At 68.7% G+C, this 19085-nt stretch carries 16 protein-coding genes; 12 read left to right on the top strand and 4 right to left on the bottom strand.

The window, feature by feature from the left end:
* Positions 1-233: 233 nt before the first annotated feature.
* From FRANEAN1_RS22080 to FRANEAN1_RS22055, 6 genes are all read left to right on the top strand, one after another.
* Positions 234-1310 carry an AbrB family transcriptional regulator gene (locus FRANEAN1_RS22080; protein WP_020462038.1) on the top strand — a complete coding sequence of 359 codons (1077 nt, stop codon included), beginning with the start codon at positions 234-236 and terminating at the stop codon, positions 1308-1310.
* A gap of 123 nt (positions 1311-1433) precedes the next feature.
* Positions 1434-2600: an iron-containing alcohol dehydrogenase family protein gene (locus FRANEAN1_RS22075; RefSeq protein ID WP_020462037.1), complete on the top strand. Its 1167-nt coding sequence runs from the start codon at positions 1434-1436 to the stop codon at positions 2598-2600.
* Between the two features lie 187 nt (positions 2601-2787).
* Entirely contained in the window at positions 2788-3540 is a 753-nt protein-coding gene (locus FRANEAN1_RS22070) for an enoyl-CoA hydratase/isomerase family protein (protein WP_020462036.1), read from the top strand.
* A gap of 36 nt (positions 3541-3576) precedes the next feature.
* A complete protein-coding gene (locus FRANEAN1_RS22065; protein WP_157472752.1) occupies positions 3577-4365 on the top strand; it encodes a helix-turn-helix domain-containing protein in 789 nt (262 codons plus the stop codon).
* Between the two features lie 157 nt (positions 4366-4522).
* Positions 4523-5446, top strand: a complete 924-nt coding sequence (locus tag FRANEAN1_RS22060) for a CoA ester lyase (protein WP_347177247.1) — start codon at positions 4523-4525, stop codon at positions 5444-5446.
* Between the two features lie 51 nt (positions 5447-5497).
* A complete protein-coding gene (locus FRANEAN1_RS22055; RefSeq protein WP_020462033.1) occupies positions 5498-6694 on the top strand; it encodes an acyl-CoA dehydrogenase family protein in 1197 nt (398 codons plus the stop codon).
* Positions 6695-6772: 78 nt separating this feature from the next.
* Here the strand turns inward: FRANEAN1_RS22055 and FRANEAN1_RS22050 are convergent, their stop codons facing one another.
* Positions 6773-7954, bottom strand: a complete 1182-nt coding sequence (locus FRANEAN1_RS22050; RefSeq protein WP_020462032.1) for a MaoC family dehydratase N-terminal domain-containing protein — start codon at positions 7952-7954, stop codon at positions 6773-6775.
* 72 nt (positions 7955-8026) lie between these two features.
* On the bottom strand, positions 8027-8260 hold the full coding sequence (locus FRANEAN1_RS41425) for a hypothetical protein (RefSeq protein ID WP_157472751.1): 234 nt from the start codon (positions 8258-8260) through the stop codon (positions 8027-8029).
* 658 nt (positions 8261-8918) lie between these two features.
* Here FRANEAN1_RS41425 and FRANEAN1_RS22045 point away from each other — a divergent pair.
* The 4 genes from FRANEAN1_RS22045 (at position 8919) to FRANEAN1_RS22030 (ending at position 13957) form a co-directional block, all read left to right on the top strand.
* Positions 8919-10208: an MFS transporter gene (locus FRANEAN1_RS22045; protein ID WP_049795726.1), complete on the top strand. Its 1290-nt coding sequence runs from the start codon at positions 8919-8921 to the stop codon at positions 10206-10208.
* On the top strand, positions 10205-10954 hold the full coding sequence (locus FRANEAN1_RS22040) for an N-acyl homoserine lactonase family protein (protein ID WP_020462030.1): 750 nt from the start codon (positions 10205-10207) through the stop codon (positions 10952-10954). The genes FRANEAN1_RS22045 and FRANEAN1_RS22040 overlap by 4 nt, the downstream gene beginning before the upstream one ends.
* Positions 10955-11120: 166 nt before the next feature.
* A complete protein-coding gene (locus tag FRANEAN1_RS22035) occupies positions 11121-12710 on the top strand; it encodes a class I adenylate-forming enzyme family protein (RefSeq protein WP_020462029.1) in 1590 nt (529 codons plus the stop codon).
* A 125-nt stretch (positions 12711-12835) separates the two neighbouring features.
* Positions 12836-13957, top strand: a complete 1122-nt coding sequence (locus tag FRANEAN1_RS22030) for an NAD-dependent epimerase (RefSeq protein ID WP_020462028.1) — start codon at positions 12836-12838, stop codon at positions 13955-13957.
* 31 nt (positions 13958-13988) lie between these two features.
* Here the strand turns inward: FRANEAN1_RS22030 and FRANEAN1_RS22025 are convergent, their stop codons facing one another.
* The gene (locus FRANEAN1_RS22025) at positions 13989-15005 is read right to left on the bottom strand and encodes an NAD(P)-dependent alcohol dehydrogenase (RefSeq protein WP_085950170.1); all 1017 of its coding nucleotides are present in this window, start codon (positions 15003-15005) and stop codon (positions 13989-13991) included.
* A 60-nt stretch (positions 15006-15065) separates the two neighbouring features.
* Complete coding sequence (locus FRANEAN1_RS22020) at positions 15066-16481, bottom strand: aldehyde dehydrogenase family protein (RefSeq protein WP_041254590.1); 1416 nt, start codon at positions 16479-16481, stop codon at positions 15066-15068.
* A 298-nt stretch (positions 16482-16779) separates the two neighbouring features.
* Here FRANEAN1_RS22020 and FRANEAN1_RS22015 point away from each other — a divergent pair, with 298 nt between their 5' ends.
* The gene (locus FRANEAN1_RS22015; protein WP_020462025.1) at positions 16780-17520 is read left to right on the top strand and encodes an IclR family transcriptional regulator C-terminal domain-containing protein; all 741 of its coding nucleotides are present in this window, start codon (positions 16780-16782) and stop codon (positions 17518-17520) included.
* Between the two features lie 613 nt (positions 17521-18133).
* Entirely contained in the window at positions 18134-19081 is a 948-nt protein-coding gene (locus tag FRANEAN1_RS22010; protein ID WP_347176710.1) for an ABC transporter substrate-binding protein, read from the top strand.
* Positions 19082-19085: the final 4 nt, after the last annotated feature.

Below are 19085 nucleotides of genomic sequence, written 5' to 3'. Positions count from 1 at the left end.
CAGGGTCCCTCGCTATGGTACTTACATACGTACAAGTGTTCGCATATAAGAACATACGAGTAAGAGCGTGTGTTTAAGGACGTCATGGTCATTGTTGTGACTGTCGAACCGTGGACGAGAAGCCCGGCTCCTGACTCTGTGTCCGCCGGCGGACCTGATCTCTGCTTCCGCTTATCTGTGGGTAATCGCACGTCGGCGCAGGCGTCATCCGTCGCCATCGGCAGCGTGATGTAGTGCAGAGAGATGCTCTGGTCGCAGAGAGCAAACGAGGTTTATGTGGCGTAATCATCCTAGTCGCCGCAACGATACTGATGCATCTGGTCCACTCGCCATCTCCGTATCTTCTCGGTGGCCTGATCGGCGGTGCCGCGTTCTCGCTCGCGTTCGGAGCGCCATGGCGGTTTCCTGAGCCGGCACGGCATTTCGGCATGGCGCTGATCGGGGTCAGCGCGGGCGCGCTGATCGACTCCGATGTGATCCGGCGGATAGCCAGCCAGCCCGTTGAGGTACTCGGGGGTGTCGCCGTCACACTGGTCTTTTCGATGGCGACGGGCCTGGTTCTCGTTTTGTCGCCGAAGGTCAACCTGGCCACGGCGGTCTTCTCCTCGATGGCGGGCGCTGCCTCCGGCGTGTCGGCCATGGCCAAGGAGCTGGATGCCGACGACGCGATCGTCTCGGCCGTCCAGTACGCGCGCGTGGTGGTTGTCGTGGTTTCGCTGTCGCTGGTTGCGCCGATCCTCGACCGCTCCGGGAGTCTCTCGCCGGCCGATCGCGGGCCCGCTGCCGTCGAACCCGTCCTGTGGCAGAGCCTCGTGTTCACGGCACTGTGCATGGGAGTCGGCCTGCTCCTCGCGCAGGTCCTTTCCTTCAGCGGCTCGCGGTTGGTCGTCCCGATGCTGCTCTCGATGGCGGTTGCGCTGGTGGTCTCCGTCCCGCTTGCCGTCCCGGAGCCGCTGCTCGATCTCGGTTACACCATCACCGGGCTTGCCGTTGGGTTTTCTTTCACTGCGGCCACGATCCGCCTGTTGATACGGCTGTTCCCGTTGGTGCTGGTGCAGTTGGTTCTGAGCGTCGGGGGCTGCGCCGTGATCGGAATCGTGTTCGCCCGGGCGGTCGGAATTCCGGACCTCGCTGGATACCTGGCGATGACCCCGGGCGGTCTCCCGGCGGTGACGGCTGTCGCGGTCCAGTCCGGCGCGGAGGTCGGACTGGTCATCACGATGCAGCTCGTACGGGTGTTCGCCGCCATCCTGAGCGCGTCACTCATCGGCACCCTGGTCAGGCGCCGGAGCCGGCTGACGGGTGCCTGACCATCCCGGTCCACCCATCACCGACGATCCTATGTGCGCACAGATATTCATATATGCGAACTCTGCGCTAGGCTGGAGCGAGAGGCCTTGTCAGGGTTGTCGCCGCGGCCCCAGGAGGACGCCATGAGCTTTCCGTCCGTAAGACACGTGACACCGTCCGTCCGCGTCTTCGCCGGCGAGGGCGCGCTCACCGCGCTGCCTCGCGAGTTCGACCGCGCGGGGATCCGGCGGGCGGTCGTGTTCTGCGGGGCCTCGATACGCCGTCACACCGAGGCGGTGGCAAGGGTCGAGTCGGCGCTTGGCGACCGGCTCGCCGGATGGTTCGACGGAGTCCGCGAGCACAGCCCGCTTCCCGCGGTCGAGCACGCGCGCGAGGTCCTGGAGGCGACCGGCGCCGACGCCGTGGTGGCGCTGGGTGGCGGGTCCGCCATCGTGACCGGCCGCGCCGCCAGCATCCTGCTGGCGGAGAAGGCCGACGTTCGCGATGTCTGCACCCGCCGCGTCGACGGCCGGCTGGTCAGCCCGAAGCTCGACACGCCGAAGATCCCCCAGTGGATCATTCCGAGTACTCCGACCACGGCCTACGCCAAGGCGGGAAGCGCGGTGCGGGACCCGGAGACCGGGGAGCGGCTGGCCCTGTTCGACCCCAAGACCCGCGCCGCCGGCGTGTTCATGGATCCCGTGATCGCCGCCACCGCGCCGGTGCCGCTGGTGCGGTCATCTGCCCTGAACGCCTTCGCCATGGCCGTCGACGGACTGCAGTCGGACACGGACGATCCGCTCGCCGACGCGCTGCTGGCGTATGCGCTCCGCCTGTCGAGGGAGTGGCTGCCGCGCCTCGACGTCGCCTCGGACGGGGAGCCGCGCCTGCGCCTCATGCTCGCCGCGCTCCTCGCGGGCCAGGGCAGCGACCACACGGGCACCGGCCTGGCTCAGGCGCTCTCGCACGCGGTCGGCCCGCGCTCCACGGTGGCGAACGGGACAGTCGAGGCGATGCTCCTGCCGCCCACGATGCGCTTCAACACCCAGGTGACGAAGCGGCGCCTCGTCCAGGTCGCGGAGGTCCTCAGCGGCGGACACCGGCCTGACGATGGTGCGGCCGAGGCGATCGACGCCGTCGAGCACCTGCTCGCGGCCGTCGGTGTGCCACGCCGCCTGCGCGACGTCGGGGTTGATCGCGCGGCCCTGCCGGAGATCATCGAGCACGCCATGGACGACTGGGCCATCACCCGTGTCCCGCGCCCGGCGACCCGGGAGGATCTCGAGGCGCTTCTTGACCGCGTCTGGTGAGGGCCTCCCGGGAAGATCCGGGACTTCTGTCGACGCCTGGAACCAGGTAAGCTTGTTTCGTACTTACGAACGAATGTTCGTTAATACGTCAACGTGGGGATGTGGGGCGACGGCGGCGGCCGGCCGCACCTCACGGGACGCGACGGTCGTCGTCCCGGGCGGCGCCGAACCAGAGGAGGTACGCGGGATGTCACTGGGCCTGGTCACTGTCGATCTTCAGGGAAGCGTGGCGGTGGTGGAGATGCACCGACCGCCGAACAACTTCTTCGACGAGGCCAGCCTCCGAGAGCTGGCTCAGGCCCTGCTGCGCGTCGACGCCATGCCCGAGGCGCGCTGTGTGGTGCTGTGCGCGGAGGGGCGGCACTTCTGCGCGGGCGCTGATCTGCGCGACGTCGACGCGGACGGACTGCGTCGGGTCTACCGCGAGGCGTTCGCCATCTTCACCGCACGCAAGCCCGTTATCGCCGCCGTACAGGGCGCCGCGATCGGTGGTGGTCTCGGGCTGGCCCTGGCCGCCGACTTCCGGGTTGCCGCCGAAAACGCGCGGTTCAGCGCGAACTTCGCCCGGCTGGGCTTCCACCAGGGCTTCGGTCTCTCGGTCACCCTGCCGGCGGCTGTCGGGTCACAGAAGGCGCGCGATCTGCTGTACACAGGTCGCTCGGTTAACGGTGCTGAGGCGCTCGCGATGGGGCTGTGTGACCGGGTCACGGCGGCCGACCCGCGGGAGGAGGCGCTGGCCTGGGCCCATGACGTCGCCCTGTCGGCGCCGCTGTCCCTGCTGTCGATCAGGTCGACCCTGCGGCGTGAGCTCGTGGCGCGGGTGTCGGCGGCTCTCGACCAGGAGGCTGCCGCGCAGGCGGTCCTGCTCGGGACCGACGACTTCCGGGAGGGAGTCCAGGCTTCAATCGGCAAGCGGGCACCATCCTTCACCGGAGCCTGAGCAGGTGTTGCGCCGAGGTCGGGGTTAAATATGGCCATGACCGATCATCCGTCCCCGAAGCTCGACGGTGCTCCGCAGAACCACCGGACGATCGACCGGGTTACTCGCATCCTGGAAGAAGTCGTTTACAACCCGGGAATGACGTTTGTAGAGCTGGTGCGGGCGCTGGACGCTCCGAAAAGCTCTGTGCACGGCTTCGTTCGAGGGCTTCTCGCCGCAGGGTGGGTCTATGAGGACAACCACCGTTTCTACCTGGGCCCCGCGCTGTACGGTCTGACGCTCGCCAGCGGCAGCTTCCGTGCCGGAATGGTGACCGACGGCGACGTGGCCGCGCTTTATGGGGCGGCGGGTGTCACGGTCTTCCTGGGCGTCCAGGCCGGAGACCACCTGATCTACGTGTCCGAGTTCGGCGCGGACAGGCTGGCGGGTTTCGCGGCGCGGAACAACATCCGCCGTACCATGCTGGGGACGGCCGGCGGCAAGGCGATTCTCGCCGCGCTTCCCGCCGCCCAGCGGGACGCATACCTGCGCCGACGGAATCCGGACGAATCCGCGCTCGTGGATCAGTTTCTCGTGGAGTACGAGGACATCAGGAGAACGCGGATCGCCCGGAACACGTTGCACGGAGGTACCCGCTTCGCCATCGCCACGGTCGTGTCGGGCCAGTCGGGCGAGCCGGTCGCCGAGGTCACCCTTGTGGGTCCCAGTACTGAAATGCTGCCCCGGGAAGAGCAACTGGCAGATCTGCTTCTCGGGCACGTCGACTCGTGGCGGCGGCGAGCGCCCGGAGGCGGTAGGAAGCAGGGTCGAGCGTCCGGCCGGTAAATTTCTGATCGTAGATGACTGGTTGCCGGTGACGGTCGGGGGATCGCAGAGACTGCGCGCTGTGAATCACCGGGTTCGTTACCGCCACTGGTTTACAGTCGAATCGGGAGTATTTGTGTCTGCTCATGCTCGGTCCGCTCGTGCTCGCCGGTCGTGTCTGGCTGTTCCGGCTTCGAACGTGAAGATGTTGGGGAAGGCGCAGGGTCTTCCTGCCGACCAGATCTTCTGTGATCTGGAGGACTCGGTTGCCCCGGGGGCGAAGGAGTCGGCGCGGGGGAACGTCGTGTCGGTGTTGAACGAGGGTGACTGGGCGGGTAAGACCCGGGTTGTGCGGGTCAATGACCTGACGACGAAGTGGACCTATCGTGATGTCGTGACGGTGGTCGAGGGTGCGGGGGCGAACCTGGACTGTGTGATGCTGCCGAAGGTGCAGACCGCCGCGCAGGTGCAGTGGCTGGATCTGTTGCTGACGCAGATCGAGGAGGTGATGGGTTTCGAGGTCGGGCGGATCGGTATCGAGGCGCAGATCGAGAACGCGCTGGGTCTGTCGAACGTGAAGGAGATCGCGTTCGCCAGCCCGCGGATCGAGACGATCATCTTTGGTCCGGCGGATTTCATGGCGTCGATGAACATGCCGTCGCTGGTGGTGGGTGCGCTGAACCCGGATTATCCGGGGGACCCGTTCCACTATGTGCTGTTCAAGATTTTGGAGGCGGCGCGGGCGCGGGGGGTGCAGGCGATCGACGGGCCGTTCCTGCAGATCCGGGATGTGGAGGCGTTCCGTGGGGTGGCGAAGAAGTCCGCGGCGTTGGGTTATGACGGTAAGTGGGTGCTGCATCCGGGGCAGATCGATGCCGCGAACGAGGTGTACGCCCCCCGGCAGGAGGATTACGACCACGCTGAGCTGATCCTGGACGCCTATGCCTGGCACACCTCGGACGAGGGTGGGCTGCGGGGCGCGGTGATGCTCGGGGACGAGATGATCGACGAGGCGAGCCGGAAGATGGCCGAGGTGATCGCGGGCAAGGGGCGTGCCGCGGGTATGGCGCGTACCGCGGCCTTCGAGCCGCCGGCCGGCTGAACCCCGGTCTGGCTGTTTCTCCGTCGAGACCTCAAGGACACAGGAGCCGTTATGGGCAGGATCGCGCAGACCGATGGGCTGACCGAGGTGCAGTCCGACATCCTCGCGGCGGTGCGGTCGTTCGTGGACAAGGAGATCCTGCCGAACGCGGGCGATCTTGAGCGTAAGGACGAGTATCCCGAGGCGATCGTCGAGGCGATGAAGGAGATGGGCCTGTTCGGGATCACGATCCCGGAGCAGTACGGCGGTCTCGGTGAGTCGTTGTTGACGTACGCGCTGGTGGTGGAGGAGATCGCCCGCGGGTGGATGAGCGTGTCCGGGGTGATCAACACTCATTTCATCGTGGCGTATCTGGTGTTGCAGCACGGTACCGACGAGCAGCGGGAGCGGTTGTTGCCGCGGATGGCGACCGGTGCGCTGCGTGGGGCGTTCTCGATGAGTGAGCCGGGGTGTGGTTCGGATGTGTCGGCGATCACGACCCGGGCTGGCCGTGACGGCGACGAGTACACGATCACCGGGCAGAAGATGTGGCTGACCAACGGTGCCCGTGCGGGTCTGGTCGCGACGTTGGTGAAGACGGATGAGGGTGCGGAGTCGGTCTATCGGAACATGACGACGTTCCTGTTGGAGAAGGAGCCGGGGTTTGGTACCGACGGTGGTATCACGATTCCCGGGAAGCTGGAGAAGCTCGGGTACAAGGGTGTCGAGACCACGGAGATGATCCTGGATGGTCATCGGGTGCCGGCGAGTTCGATCCTGGGTGGCCCCGGGGGGGCGGGTCGTGGTTTCTACCAGATGATGGATGGGGTGGAGGTCGGGCGGGTCAACGTCGCGGCCCGTGCCTGCGGGATCATGATCCGGGCGTTCGAGTTGGCGATCGCCTACGCTCAGCAGCGGCGGACGTTCGGCCATCAGATCGCCGATCATCAGGCGATCGCGTTCAAGCTCGCGGACATGGCGACCAAGGTCGAGGCGGGTCATCTGATGATGGTCAACGCCGCGCGTAAGAAGGACAGCGGGCAGCGTAACGACGTCGAGGCCGGGATGGCGAAGTACCTGGCCAGTGAGTACTGCCATGAGGTGACCACCGAGTCGTTCCGGATCCACGGCGGCTACGGGTACTCCAAGGAGTACGAGATCGAGCGTCTCTACCGGGAGGCCCCGTTCATGCTCATCGGCGAGGGGACGTCCGAGGTGCAGAAGCGCATCATCAGCCGCGCCCTGCTCAAGGAATACAGACTTCGCTGAACGGGTGATGCGTCCGGCGGCGAGCGGGCCCACGCCGTCGGCGGGCACGGTGTCCGGCCCGCGACGACGGCGTGTGCCTCACCGGTCGGCCGGTGCCTCCTTCCGGCTCGGGAGCGCGATGACGGCGGATCCGGGCATGACGTTCGTGTCCCGTTGGTTGGTCGCCCAGGTCTCCACGCGCACGACATGGTCGCCGTCGGCGTCGATCTCCTTGGCCACCACGCGGCCACCCAGTCGCACCACGTCCGAGAGGTACACGTGGCTGCGGTACTGGCCGTGCAGGGCCTTGAGCGTGCCGTCGTCGCCCATCCAGCTGGTCAGGGAGTGGATCTGCCAGCAGGTGCGCTGGATGCCGACGTCGTAGGCGATCTGGGCGCCCTGCAGGCGGGCCGCGTAGTCGTTGTAGTGCACCGAGTAGACCGGTTCGAGGGCGTGTGTGTTCGGATCGCGGAACGCCCATTTCGGGTGCTTGTGGTAGCGCCGCAGCGCGACCCCGTGCGCGGACAGCCGGGGAATGGGAGCGGCACCCGCGGCGATGTAGGCGATGAAGTCGGTCAGCCCGATCGGGCCCTTGGTGATGACGTCGATCTCGTCACCGACGGCAACGTCGTCCCAGTAGCGCGGCTCCGCGCCGCGGGGGCGTTCGGCGAGGACGTCCGCCTCGATCGCGGTGAGCTCGCTGTCCGTCCACGGGTGGGGCAGCTCGATCTTGCGGGAGTCGCGCCGCTTCTGCATCTCGCCGCGCTCGAAGCGCATCCGGGAGCAGATGAAGGTCGCGACCAGCTCGCCGTGCTGGTTGCGGTACTCCTGGCGCAGGTAGTCCTTGATGCGGCGGCCGCCGAAGTTGCTGTCGGTCGGCCCGTCGAACCCGTCGAACACCACGGTGGCTGTGATCTTGTCGTCGAGTCGGATCGGCCGTTCGAAGGTCATGGTCGTCTCGGCATGGAACCCGCCCAGGCCGCGCCACCCCACCTGGACGGAGCCGAGGCAGGCGAAGACGAAGCTGGGGGGAGCGACGATGCCGCCGTGCCGCGTCCCCGCCGCATAGTCGGCGTCGGTCCACAGCGGGTTGTCGTCACCTATCCCCTCGGCGAAGCGCAGGATGGCGAGGCGGGTCGCGTACTCGTTGTTGACGCAGGCGTCGGTGCGCAGCTGCGTCCCGATCAGCGCCCGCATTTCCTCCAGCAACTCGTCGGTGAATTTGCCCAGCGCCAGTTCTCTCGCGATGCCGTCGGTCTTTTCCTCGTGTGTCGTCGTCATCTGCTCCCAATCTGTGTACGTGCGGAGGGTCCGGGTGGGGGGCGTCCTCGGGGCCTCGGACCTGCCGGGGCATCACGGCCCTGGGTGGCCGTTGCGACGCGGCGGGCATGGACCGAGGACACGACGCCCCCGGTGGGTGCGGTGGCGGGCCGAGCCGACGAGTCCCTGCGCGGGCCCGCGCAGCGGGGACGAGGCCGGCGGCTGCGCCCTGGCCGCCGGGTCGTAGCCGGGGTCTGCGGGCGTGCCGGACGAGCCGCCGTGCGCCGTGACCGGAGCGCGGCCGACCGCGGCCTCGATGGACGGCATCGACCAACCCCCTCGCTCGTTCCTAAATCAGAACGTCGGGTCGCCATTACGGATACTTCCATCGCGTGGCGTGGGTGTCAACGCGGTCCGGGCAGGCCCGGTCCGCGCGGATGGCTCGCGTGGGGCTATTGACTGCCCGCGATGACCACGGCTAATTTCCCTCCAGAGTTCCCGATTGGAGATGCTAGTTCGTATATACGAACACGGGTGGGCTGCGGATCGTGGTGCCGCGGCCCCGACCGCGCACCTGACGGTGCGCGGTCGGGAAGTTCCCGAACGCCGGTCATCGTCCGGATCTCCCGTGGTCCGGCGAGGCGTCGGCAGTGTAGACGCCGGAGACACCTGTCCCGCTCCGTGACGAACAGCCATGGGAGCCCCGGCTACCGGGTTGGGCCGTCTGTATGGCAGGTGGGGCGAGGCGAGGAGCCATCCATCGGGAAAGGAGCGCCTGCTGGGCATCCACCAGGTGGCGGGTGCGCAACCCATAGAAGCCCCGGAAAAAGCCTGCCGAAGGCAATGAATAAATAGATCATGTCCGGCCCGTCCGGGTCGCCCGACAACTCGTGGAGTTTGCCTGATGACGCTACAAGATGTACCTGCGCGGGGTCCAGCCTCCGACCAGTCTGTCGCCAGCGATAACGGGTCGGACCCGAAGAAGATGCGCAAGGTCGCCCTGGCGAGCTTAATGGGAACCGTCGTCGAGTTCTACGATTTCGGTATTTACGCCACCGCGGCGGCGCTGGTCTTCGCGGATGCGTTCTTCCCGGCCCTTGGTGGCCATTCCGGTACCGTTGTTTCGTTCGCGACCCAGGGCGTCGCGTTCGTCGCCCGCCCACTGGGGTCAATCCTGTTCGGGCACTTCGGCGATCGGCTCGGGCGCAAGCGGACTCTGATCTTCACGATGTCGCTGATGGGCGTGTCCACCGTGCTCATCGGCGCGCTGCCCACGGCGGGGAGCATCGGGGTCGCGGCACCCATTCTGCTCGTGCTGCTCCGCGTCGCGCAGGGCATCGCCGCCGGTGGCGAGTGGGCGGGTGCGACGCTGTTCACCTCCGAGCATTCACCGAAGGGCCGTCGCGGCTTCTGGTCCATGTTCACCAATCTCGGCGGCGCGCTCGCGAACATCCTCGCCCTGTCCACGTTCCTCGCCGTGGCGCTCTACATGAGCGACGAGACCTTCACGTCCTGGGGATGGCGCCTCCCGTTCCTGGGCAGCTTCGTGCTTATCGCCGTCGGTCTCTACGTGCGGCTGAAGATCGAGGAGACCCCCGCGTTCGAGGCCGAGGCGAAGCGTCAGCGCAGTGGTCGTGGGCTGCCGTTCAAGGAGGCTGTGGTCAACCAGTGGAAGGAGCTCCTGCTCGGAGCGGGCGCGTTGGTGACGGCCTTCTCGCTCGGCTACATCGGGATCGCATACCTGACCCACTACGGCACCGCCACGCTGGGCCTGAGTCGACCCGAAGTGCTGACGGCCGGCATTGTCGGCAATGTTGTGAATGGTTGCGCAATCATCTCGGGCGGCATTCTGAGTGACCGGTTCGGCCGTCGGCGGGTCCTGCTGGCCGCCAACACCGTCGGCATCCCCTGGGCGCTGGTCCTGTTTCCGCTGCTGGACACGGGCACACTTACCGCCTTCTGGGTCGGGATGGCGGTGACCTTCCTGATCGCCGGTCACGGATTCGGCGTCGCGGGGTCGTTCCTGTCCGAGCTGTTCCACACCCGCTACCGCTACACCGCGGCCGGGCTCTCCTACAGCCTCGCGGGCGTTGTCGGCGGCGCGGTACCTCCGCTCGTCGCCGCCAGCATCATCGGAAACCACGGCGGATTCGTGTTCGGCCTGTTTTTGGCCGCCTACTGCGTGGTGAGCCTGCTGTGCGTACTGGCTCTGCGGGAGACCGTCGGCAACGAAATGATCGAGACGCCCGCAGCGCAGCAGGGGGTGACATCGTGAAGCTGACAGTCACAGCTGTCTCGGTCGGTCGCGTCTTCGGCCTCCAGAAGGCCGCGCTCACCTACCTCCGGGGCTGGGGCGAGACCCTGGACATCCCGCTGATCATGTTCGTGATCCAGGGTGGCGCCACTCCGGTGATCGTCGACACCGGGGCCGACCTGAGCCGCGCCTGGGAGCACCACCGGATCAGGATGGAGCAGACGCCCGAGGAGCTGCCCGACGCGGCGGTGCGCGCGCTGGGCATCGACCCCGATGAGGTGGGCCTGGTCGTCAACACCCACCTGCACTGGGACCACTGCTCGAACAACCACCTGTTCCCCAATGCCCGAATCGTCCTTCAGCGGCGCGAGATCGATTTCGCGCGGAGGCCGGTCGAGTGGCATCGGCGCCAGTTCGAGGCCGTGCCCGACCTGATCCCGGCGTGGCTACGCGCCGAGGACCGGATCGACGCGATCGACGGCGACACCGACCTGGCGCCGGGGGTCTCGGTGGTCGCCCTGCCCGGTCACACGCCGGGTTCGCAAGGGGTCGTGGTCGAGGCTGAGACGAACCGCTACCTGCTCGCGGGTGACTGCGTCGATCTGTACGAGAACTGGGCGGGCGACGCGGAGGCCGACCGCATCCCGTCCGGCTTCTTCACCGATCTCGTGGCCTACGAGGAGAGCGTGCGGCGGATCGAGCGGTTCGGCTGCGAGGTGATCCCGAGCCACGACCCGCAGGTGGTCGAGCGTCGGGTCTTCCGTTGAGCGCACGCTGCCATGGGCGATTGCAGGTCGTCAAGCGCCTGTCGGCAGTCCGAGTTTGTTTGCGAACAAGTCCGTCGAGCCGAATACGCGAGCAGACGGGCAGATGACCATTGCCGAGCCCCGTCGGCCGCATGGCCCGCGTGGACGGCGGAGAGAGGAAGCGGCGATGAGCGGCCCGATCCCATCGTGGGGACGCGATGTCACTGTCGAACAGGTAGGCGGCGTTCCGTTCCGAATGTACGAGCCGCGGGCGCGGAGGCTGGAGTCCCTGCTGGACCATGCCGACCGCTGGGCGGGCCGGGCCCACGCCGTGCAGGGCGACGTGCGGCTCGACTTCGGCGACCTCGTGCCCGCGGTCGGTCACAAGGCGGCCCAGCTGAGGCAGCACGGGGTGGGCCGTGGGGACCGGGTCGCGCTGCTGGGCTGGAACAGCCCGGACTGGGTGGTGAACCTCTGGGCCACCTGGTGGCTCGGGGCCGTCCCGGTCCTGGTCAACGCCTGGTGGAGCACCCGAGAGATGGAGCACGCCTTCACGGCGCTCACACCGGTCGCCGTGCTCGCCGACCGCCGGCTGGAGCACAAGGTGCCAGCCGGGAGTCCCGTCGCGCCGTGGCTGATGGCCGACGCGGTCGACGGTGCGCCGCCTGAGCGTCCCGATAGCGACGACGAGAACGAGCCCGCCCTGATTCTGTTCACCTCCGGCAGCACCGGATTCCCCAAGGCGGTCGTGCTCTCGCACCGCTCGATCATCTCCGGCCTGCACTCACTGCTGAGAATCACCAAGCGGCTTCCGCAGGAACTCGAGGGCGCGGCGCCCAGCGTCGCCCTGCACACGGGGCCGCTGTTCCACATCGGCGGCGTACAGACCCTCGTGCGAGGGGTCGTGGTCGGCGAGACCCTGGTGTTCCCGGAAGGCAAGTTCGACGCAGATGCGGCGATGGACCTCATCTCCGCGCATGGTGTCACCCGCTGGAGCGCGGTCCCCACCATGGTCAGCCGGCTGCTCGACGCCCAGGCACAGCGGCCGGTCGACCTGCACAGCCTGCGGTCACTGACACTGGGCGGCGCCCCCGCCCACCCCAGTCTGTACCAGCGGATCCGCGACGAGCTGCCGTCCGTCCAGGCCCGCGTGGCCACGGGTTACGGCCTCACCGAGAACGGTGGGCAGGCCACCGCGGCCAGCGGCCGCGACACCCGTGACCGGCCCGGCTGCTGCGGCCTGCCGCTACCGACCGTCGAGATCTCCTTCGGTGACCGGACGCCGGGCGGGGACGGCGAGGTCCTGCTCCGCGCCGCGTCGCAGATGCTCGGCTACTACGGGGAGGCGTCCGGCCCCATCGACGCCGAGGGGTGGCTGCACACCGGTGACCTGGGCTACCTCGACGAGGACGGCTATCTCTGGGTGACCGGTCGCAGCAAGGATCTCATTCTGCGTGGGGGCGAGAACATCGCGCCGCTGTCGGTCGAGCGCGCGCTGGTCGGCGTGCCCGGCGTTCTCGACGCGGCGGTGGTCGGCCTGCCGCACGTCGACCTGGGGGAGGAGGTCGCGGCGGTCGTGGTGGTCGACGAGGCCACCGCGGGCCGGCCGGATCTCGCGGAGTACGTCATCGAGGTCCTGCGCTCGGACCTGGCGTCCTTCGCGATCCCGACCCGGTGGCGCTTCCAGACCGAGGAACTGCCGGTGCTCGGGTCGGAGAAGATCGACAAGCACGCGCTCGCCGCGGAGTTCGCCGCCGAGACCGCCGCTTCCCGGTGAACATCCCGGCCTCGGTGCGCGCCGCGTCGGCGCGCACCGAGGCCGGGTACGGCTGCGGCACGACACCCCTGCCGAAGCAGCGCCTACGAAGCGGCGCCGGCCAGAACCGAGTGCGAGGAGAGGCTGTGTCGCGTTCCGCGCTTGTCATCGGTGGCACCGGGCCGACCGGGCCGGGAGTGGTGCGCGGACTGCTCGACCGCGGCTTCGACGTGACGATCCTGCACGGCGGCCAGCACGAGGTCGAGCTGCCCGCCGAGGTCCGCCACATCCACACCGACCCGCACTGGCCGGAAACGCTCGGCGCCGGCCTGGGCCGGGCGGAGTTCGACCTCGTGGTGGCCCAGTACGGGCGGCTCGCGGTCACCGCGCAGGTCCTCGCCGGCCGCACCGACCGGGTGGTTGCCGTCGGGGGTGCCCACGGCTCCCTCGCGCATGCCGCCGATCCGCGCTGGGGAGCGCTGGGTCGGCCCGCCCTGCCCCCCGAAGAGGGCGAGCACCTGGAACAGGACCCCGCACACGGCACGCTCGCGGTCAGGATGGCCGCCGCGGAACGGGCCCTGTTCGACGCCCACGCGGCAGGCGCGTTCGCGGCGACCCTGCTGGCCTATCCCGTGGTCTACGGCCCACGGCAGATCGCGCCGCACGAGTGGTGCATCGTGCGGCGGATCCTCGACGGCAGGCGCCGCATCGTCGTCGCCGACGGGGCCATCCGCATGGAGACCAGGCTCTACACCGAGCATGCGGTGCATGCCGTGCTGCTGGCGGTGGACCACCGCGCGGCCGCGTCCGGGCGCAAGTTCGTGGTCGCCGACGACAACGTGTTCACGATGCGCCAGCGCATCGAGTTCATCGCCGCCCGGCTCGGCGTGGACGTGGAACTGGTCGACATGCCCTACCCGCTGGCGACCCCGTGCCACCCGTACTGGCGCCACGGGCCCGACCACCGGCTGCGCGGCAACGCCCGCATCCGGGCGGAGCTGGGCTACGCCGACACCACCCCCGCGGCGGACGCCCTCGGCGCGACGGTCGGCTGGCTGCTCGAACACCCGCCGGTGCCCGGCGGTCCGGAGGAGAAGCGGCTCGGTGACCGGTTCGACTACGCCCATGAGGACGATCTGATGGAACGCTGGGCCGCGGTGCGCCGCGACTGGTCCGATGACGCGGACCCGTTCCGGCCGACCCATGCCTACCGCCACCCGCGCCGTCCCGACGAGACGTGGTACCCAGGCGGTACGGCCACGCCGTAGTCGTTCCGACGTGGCCGTACCGGCGTACGGCTCAGGACTCGGCGATGGTCGCGACGTCGAGCACGAACCGGTACCGGACGTCGCCGGCACTGAGGCGGTCGTAGACCTGGTCGAGCTCCTTCGCCGCGACGACCTCCACCTCGGCCCTGATGCCGTTCTCGGCGCAGAAGTCGAGCATCTCCTGCGTCTGCGGCATGCCGCCGCTCATCGAACCGGCCAGCACGCGCCGGTTCGTCAGCAGCGTGTAGGGGTCGACGCGCAGCGGCTCGTCGGGCACGCCGAGGTTGACGAACGTGCCGTCCAGGTCGAGCAGGTCGAGGTGGGAGGACAGATCGTAGTTCGTCGGGACCGTCGACACGATCAGGTCGAACGAGTCCCGCAGCGCGCCCAGGTCGCCGGTCGTCCGGTAGTCGTCCGCCCCGAGGCGCTCGGCGTCGGCGCGGCGGTCCTCGGTGAGTTCCAGGACCGTCGTGCGCGCGCCGAGCGCGTGGGAGATCTGGACGCCGATGTGCCCGAGCCCGCCGAACCCCAGGATGCCGACCCGCCTGCCGGGGCCCGCGCCCCAGCGCTGCAGCGGCTGGTACATCGTGATGCCCGCGCAGAGCAGGGGGGCCGCGGCGTCCAGCGGTAGGGCATCGGGGATGCGGGCGACGAACCGCTGGTCGACGACCACGAGTTCGCTGTACCCGCCCAGCGTGGTCGCCCCGTCACGACCCACCCCGTTGTAGGTCAGCACCTTGCCGCGGCGGCAGTAGGACTCCTGCCCCGCGCGGCAGGCGGGGCAGTCCCGGCACGAGTCGACCAGGCAGCCGACGCCCACGTGGTCGCCGGCGGTCAGCCCGGCGACCTCCGCGCCCACCTCGCGGACGATGCCGGCGATCTCGTGACCGGGCACGATCGGATAGCGGGTGTGCCCGAACTCCGCGCGGGCGTGGTGGACGTCGGTGTGGCAGACCCCGGCGTAGGCGATGTCGATCAGCACGTCGCGCGGGCCGACGTCGCGGCGCTCGACGGTGATCGTGCTGAACGGTGCCGTCGGGCCGCTCATGGCCCGGGCCTTTGCGGTGATCACGATGACTGCCTCTCGATGGCTCGCCGGGTCCGGGGTTCAGCTGATGAGCGACTGGTACTCGAGGTACTCCTCGATCCCGTACCGGCCCATCTCCCGGCCGATGCCCGACCGCTTGAGGCCACCGTGCGGGGCGCGCATGTCGATGGGCGCGCCGTTGATCCGTACGCGTCCGGTGCGGATGCGTCGGCCGACGTCCCGTGCCCGCGCGGGGTCGGCCGCCCAGACCGCGCCCGCGAGCCCGTAGTCGGAGTCGTTGGCGATGGCGACGGCCTCGTCGGTGTCGTCGAACGGGATGATGATGACCACCGGTCCGAAGATCTCCTCCTGGGCCAGCCTGCTGCTGTTGTCACCGGTGAAGACGGTCGGTTGCACGTAGTAGCCCCGGTCGAGGTGCTCCGGCGCCTCCGGGCCGCCGGCGACCAGCCGCAGTCCCTCGTCGACACCGGTCTGGATGTAGCGGCGCACGCGGTCGCGCTGGGCATCGGAGACCACCGGCCCGAGGGTCGTGGCCTCGTCCAGAGGATCGCCGATCACGTAGCTCGTCGCCTTCGCCGCGGCGATCTCCTCGGCTTCGGCCAGCCGCCCGCGGGGGACCAGCATGCGCGAGAGGCCGCCACAGACCTGGCCGGAGTTGCGGAAGGCGTCGCCGAGCCCGTCGACGACGGCCTTCTCCAGGTCGGCGTCCGCAAGAATGATGTTGGCGGACTTGCCGCCGAGCTCCAGCGCCACGCGCTTGACCGACCGCGACGCCAGCTCCATCACCCGGCTGCCCGCGCGCACCGAGCCGGTGAGCGAGACGATGTCGACGAGCGGATGGGTCGCGAGCGCCTCGCCGATCTCCGGGCCCGTTCCGCTGACCAGGTTGAACACGCCCCTGGGCAGGCCGGCCTCGGCGGCGGCCTCGGCGAACAGGAAGGCGCTCAGCGGTGCGACCTCGGTGCCCTTGAGCACCATCGTGCAGCCCGCGGCGATGGCCGCGCCCGCCTTGAGCGCGATCATCCGCATCGGCCCGTTCCACGGGGTGATCGCCCCGGCCACACCCGCGGGGATGCGCCGCACGATCGTGTCGTCGAACCGCTCCTCCCACACGATGTCCTTCAGGCTCGCCGCGGCGATGCGCAGGTCGTTGATGGCGGTGGCGGACTGCGAGCCGCGGGCGAGCGTTATCGGTGTGCCGACCTCGCTCACGATCGTGCGCGCCAGCTCCTCGGCCCGCGTGTCGAGAATGTCGGCGATGCGGGTGAGCATGTCGATCCGGTCGTCGACCGTCGAGCGCGACCAGGACTCGAACGCTCGCGCGGCGGCCTGGGCGGCGCGGTCGACGTCGTCGACGTGGCCCCGCGGTAACGTCGCGAGCGGTTCCTCGGTGGCCGGGTTGATGACGGTCAGGGTGCCGGTGCCCGCCGAGCTGACCCACTCACCGTCGATGAAGATCGTTCTTTTTTCGATCACGACTGTCTCCCTTGCGCGAGCACCACGGGGACGCGGGGTCACATGTACTACCGTGGTCGCATATACGAACAACCGTTCCTCTTGGCGATCGCGACGGTACAGCGCACGGAAACCCGGGTCAATGCGCCTGCGGGCGCTCCGGCCGGCGCGTCACGGTGGCCGGGGTGCTGGGCCGCCCATCGCGGCGGCCGGTCTGCCGGGCCTGCGGCTACTGTGCAGGCATCCGTGGCGCAGACCGCCCTGTGGCCGGCTGCGGCGGGGCTCGGTTCGGGGCTCGTGACGGAAGGACGTGCAGAACATGGTCGAGGGCCATCGCACGATCACGAGGGTGACCCGCATCCTCGAGGAGGTCGTCTACCGCCCGGGGATCAGCTACGCGGAGCTGACCCGTGCGCTCGAAGCGCCCAAGAGCTCGGTCTACGGGTTCATTCGGGGCCTGCTGGACACCGACTGGCTCGTGGAGCAGGACCACCGGCTCTACCTCGGGCCCGCGTTCTTCAGCCTGACCATCGCCAGCGGCGACGTCCGCGCGGGCCTGGTGTCGACGGCCGATCTAGAGACCCTGCACCGGGAGGCGGGCCTCACCGCGTTCGTCGGCGTCCGGTCCGGCGACAGCCTGCTGTACATCGCGCACACGGGCAGCGACATGATGACCGTGTTCCAGGCGCGGTCCAACATTCGGCGCAGCCTCCTGACGACGGCCGGGGGGCGGGCGCTCCTCGCGGCGCTGCCCGTGTCGGAGCTCCAGGCCTACCTGCGGCGGCGAGGGCCCGACGAGGTCGAGAAGGTCGAGCGGTTCCTGGCCGCGCTGTCCGGCATCCGTGAGTCGGGGGTCGCGGTCAGCGTCAATGCCACCAGCCGGCGCACGGGAGTCGCGGTCGTCCTGCCGCACGCCACCGGACGCGCGATCGCGGCGGTGACCCTCGTCGGCGAGAGCGTGCACGTGGACCCGCGGGTGGACGAACTCGGCGAACTCATCAAGTGCCACATCGCGAAGTGGCGCGACCGGTCGGGGGCCTCACCGCGCGAACCGCTGTAGCGGGCTGCTACTGGACGTGGCGAGGTGGTCGCGCTGAGGTATACCGCCGGGCAGTGTCGGGAGTGCGGCCCGCCGGTGTGATGGGACGTCGCGCGCCGCGCCAGGGTGCCTCGCCGCGGACGTGTGGCTATACCGCCTGTTGACAGGGTCGATCCGCCGCCCTACCTTTCTGCCAATCGTTAGTACGGTCACACGGTCGTATATACGTCCAGTTGCTGCGTGAAGATCTGCCCGCCGTGGATCGCGAGATCCGTCGGGCCCATTCGCGGTGGTGCGAGTACCACGGCGAGCGGGGTCCCACGCACCGCACCCACGTCCTCTTTACGCTGCCCGATCGACGCGAAAGCCCACCAAGGTAGTAGCCACGGCTGTGCCATGCCGTGGCTGCTTCGGCGACTTCAGGCACGTTCTGACGTCCGCGACAAAGGAGCAACAAATGCCCGCTATGCGACGACTGTCCTTACTTCCCTTACGAAGGTCGTCTTCGTCGCCGAGGCCGCGCCGGACCGTGTCCGCTGTCGCTGTCCTTGCGGTCGCCGGGAGTATAGCCGCGGGCTGCGGGGGCTCCTCGGACAACAGCGCGGGGTCGGACGGGGCGCTGAAGGTAAAGATCATGTCGACCTCGGCGACCTTTACCGACCTCCCCACCGTGGTCATCGTTGCGCAGGACTACTTCAGGCAGGTCGGACTCGACGCCGATGTCAGTTTCTCGAACGCCAGCAATGCATCTCTGATCACCCAGGCCGTGATCTCCGGGGACACCAACATCGGTACGTCCGGTGCGGGCTCGCTGTACAACGCCTATGCCGAGGGCAAGACCAACCTCGTCAGCCTCGGAACCACCAACCCCAGTATCACCTTCGGGCTGGCGCTGAACCAGGAGACGCTGGACACTCTCGCCGAGCGCGGAGTAACACCGGAGTCGTCCGCGGAAGAGCGCGTCCAGGCGCTGCGTGGCCTCACTCTTACCTCCTCGCCGGAGGGCTCCACCGGCAACACCTATCTGCGCGTCATGCTCAGCGAGTACGGAGTCGATCCGGATCGCGACGTGACGATCCTTCCCAACAACGACGCCTCCGCCCAGATCGCGACCACGCGGCAGGGCCGGGTCAGCGGGTTCGCCCAGTCGTTCCCGCGGGTCAACTTCCCCGAGGCGGAGGGCTGGGGCGGGCTGTGGCTGAACTGGGCGGTCGACCTTCCGTCCATCCTTCCGCTGGCCTCGCACGAGTACTACACCACCCGCTCCTGGCTGGAGCAGAACCCCGAGATCGCCAAGCGCGTCATGCAGGCCGTGTGGCTCGCCGACCGGGACCTGCACAACCCGACCGATGAGCTGCGGGACAAGGTGCGGGGATTGCCGCAGTTCGCCAACCTGAACGAGACGGCCTTCAACGCGGGCTGGGAGGTCGCGGTCGGTGCCTACAAGGACGCGTCTCCCCTGACGACCCAGGAGATGTTCGACAACCAGGTCCGGCTCGTGAACCTCAACCGTGACTCGCCGCTCACCTTCGGCTTCGACGACATCTACGACCTGAGCGCCGCGAAGGCCGCGCAGCCGTGACGAG

It is taken from the genome of Parafrankia sp. EAN1pec (assembly GCF_000018005.1).
Lineage (GTDB): Bacteria > Actinomycetota > Actinomycetes > Frankiales > Frankiaceae > Parafrankia > Parafrankia soli.
The sequence above is the reverse complement of the archived record's forward strand: the minus strand, read 5'-3'. Positions and strand labels throughout refer to the sequence as shown.

Coding starts and splice junctions, on each gene's coding strand:
- FRANEAN1_RS22075 (WP_020462037.1), top strand. CDS start 1,434: ATGAGCTTTCCGTCCGTAAGACACGTGACACCGTCCGTCCGCGTCTTC.
- FRANEAN1_RS22070 (WP_020462036.1), top strand. CDS start 2,788: ATGTCACTGGGCCTGGTCACTGTCGATCTTCAGGGAAGCGTGGCGGTG.
- FRANEAN1_RS22065 (WP_157472752.1), top strand. CDS start 3,577: ATGACCGATCATCCGTCCCCGAAGCTCGACGGTGCTCCGCAGAACCAC.
- FRANEAN1_RS22055 (WP_020462033.1), top strand. CDS start 5,498: ATGGGCAGGATCGCGCAGACCGATGGGCTGACCGAGGTGCAGTCCGAC.
- FRANEAN1_RS22050 (WP_020462032.1), bottom strand. CDS start 7,954: ATGACGACGACACACGAGGAAAAGACCGACGGCATCGCGAGAGAACTG.
- FRANEAN1_RS41425 (WP_157472751.1), bottom strand. CDS start 8,260: ATGCCGTCCATCGAGGCCGCGGTCGGCCGCGCTCCGGTCACGGCGCAC.
- FRANEAN1_RS22045 (WP_049795726.1), top strand. CDS start 8,919: ATGCGCAAGGTCGCCCTGGCGAGCTTAATGGGAACCGTCGTCGAGTTC.
- FRANEAN1_RS22035 (WP_020462029.1), top strand. CDS start 11,121: ATGAGCGGCCCGATCCCATCGTGGGGACGCGATGTCACTGTCGAACAG.
- FRANEAN1_RS22025 (WP_085950170.1), bottom strand. CDS start 15,005: ATGAGCGGCCCGACGGCACCGTTCAGCACGATCACCGTCGAGCGCCGC.
- FRANEAN1_RS22015 (WP_020462025.1), top strand. CDS start 16,780: ATGGTCGAGGGCCATCGCACGATCACGAGGGTGACCCGCATCCTCGAG.
- FRANEAN1_RS22010 (WP_347176710.1), top strand. CDS start 18,134: ATGTCGACCTCGGCGACCTTTACCGACCTCCCCACCGTGGTCATCGTT.